Origin of the sequence: Sporosarcina beigongshangi, from assembly GCF_033485195.1 — a bacterium.
GTDB classification, from domain to species: domain Bacteria; phylum Bacillota; class Bacilli; order Bacillales_A; family Planococcaceae; genus Sporosarcina; species Sporosarcina beigongshangi.
This window is the reverse complement of sequence record NZ_JAWLIR010000083.1, coordinates 1-1,918: the sequence shown is the minus strand read 5'-3', so window position 1 is coordinate 1,918 and position 1,918 is coordinate 1. Positions and strand designations below refer to the sequence as shown.

The following is a 1,918-nucleotide window of genomic DNA, read 5'->3' as shown; positions in this document are numbered from 1 at the left end:
TGATTCACACCCAAAAAGCTGAAATTCCTTCGAACACCGCTCCGGCGCTTCGTGGATGCCTCCCGTGATAAGCCTGTCAGAAAACCACTGTCAGTCTTATCACTTCGGCTACCACTTGAAAGGCGCCTTCGCTAATTTTACATTAAAATTCTATACTTCAACCTTTATAGAACGAAAAAATGATAAAATAGTAGTAACAGCTACTAATTGGAGGTTTTCCCTATGTTCAAGCCCGGAAGAAAAGAGCAACAAGTTTCAATAGATGACCGATTCCTTGACTTTCCAAAGTATATTTTGGAGGCACTTCAAAACAGTTTTGCGGAAGGCTTCTATACAGATATCTTTTTGAAGGTCAATGAAAATCGTTTTTCCGTGCTTTACAGTGAGACTTTCAGTCGTCCCAATAAACCCGTAAACATCCTAGTTAGCCTACTCATCCTCAAAGAATTGCATAATTTAACTGATGAACAATTACTTTCTTCCCTTTATTTTGATTATCGATACCAGTATGCCTTAGGCATTGAGAATTTCGAAAAGGAAAAAATCTGCATAAATACACTAACGAACTTTCGCCAACGTTTAGTTGAATATGAAGTGACAACGGGTACCGACCTACTAAAAGCCGAAGTAGATGCATTGTCTGCACAATTAGCCGATCTTATCGAATTAGACAAGAGTATGGCACGTATGGATTCATTTCTCTTGAGCAGTTCCTGCAAGAAGTTATCCCGTTTAGAACTTGTTTATCGTGTTGTTCAACAGATGATTCAAGCTACGCATAAAGTAGACCCGACTTTGGTTCCTGAACATCTCCAAGCGTACTTGAAGAGTGAACATAAAAACAAGACAATCTATCACGCCAAGAGTAGTGAAGTCGGAGACAAGTTAGCCATACAATTCGAAAACGCAGCTGAATTATATCAACACTTATTTAACAAAAGTGGGTTCCGGGAGATGAAGGTATTCCAAGTACTCACACGTCTTTTGAATGAACAGTGTATCGAAACGGAAGAAGGTGTTCTCATTCCGTTGGAAGGAAAAGAGTTGTCACCAAGTAACTTGCAAAACCCATCCGATCCGGATGCCACTTACCGCTACAAGAATGGAAAAGGCGATGTTGGCTATGTCGTCAATCTGGTGGAAGTCCGTGATCAAGAGAAAAATATTGGGCTTATTTTAAGTCACGATGTACAAAACAATCTTTACAGTGACGCTGAGTTTGGAGAAAACTTTATAGAACAAGACCCCCTTGCAAACGAAATCGAGGTTTTATCGGCAGATGGTGCTTATTACCGTCAAGAGTCATTAGAAAAGGCGAAGAACAAAGACATTGAAATGAGCGTTTCAACAATGACGGGACGAAAGCCTTCCAAGGACAAGTTGCCTACAAATCAATTTCAAATCGACGAAAATCAACAGATTACAGAATGTCCTGCCGGCTATAAACCAGTACTGACTAAGTATGACGCGGAGAAAAAAGTATACACAGCCAAATTTTCAAAAGAACAGTGTGCCTCATGTCCATTATTGGATCAATGCCCGATTCAGCAACAAAAGAAATTCAACACTGTACGATTCTCGGAAAACAAATTACAAACGGATATCGTACGAAGTGAAATGAATAGCGAAAGACATTTTCTTCTTTCTAACTTCAGAGCCGGAGTTGAAGGAATTGTGTCAGCACTCCGGAGGGGATTCAAAATTGACGATATTCCCATCCGTGGATTAGTGCGCTCAAAAATCTGGATTCACTGCAAAGTAATGGCCTTCAACTTCAAAGCAGTCACAAAATACAGGGCTAGGATAGCCTAACAGGCTTGTTTGAAGCTGTATCTTCTCGCGAACTCCATTAATTGTAAAAGCACTTCCGAAAAATCCTTGTTCAATTTTAAAAAGCAGGCTTTTTGGGGGCTAATCA

Annotated in this window: 1 protein-coding gene; it reads left to right on the top strand. The window is 40.1% G+C overall.

The window, feature by feature from the left end:
- Positions 1–222 precede the first annotated feature (222 nt).
- The gene (locus tag R2B77_RS17820; RefSeq protein WP_203249339.1) at positions 223–1,812 is read left to right on the top strand and encodes a transposase; all 1,590 of its coding nucleotides are present in this window, start codon (positions 223–225) and stop codon (positions 1,810–1,812) included.
- The last annotated feature ends 106 nt before the right edge of the window (positions 1,813–1,918 follow it).

Excerpts from the sequence above, each read along its gene's own strand:
- R2B77_RS17820 (WP_203249339.1), top strand. The coding sequence starts at position 223 with ATGTTCAAGCCCGGAAGAAAAGAGCAACAAGTTTCAATAGATGACCGA.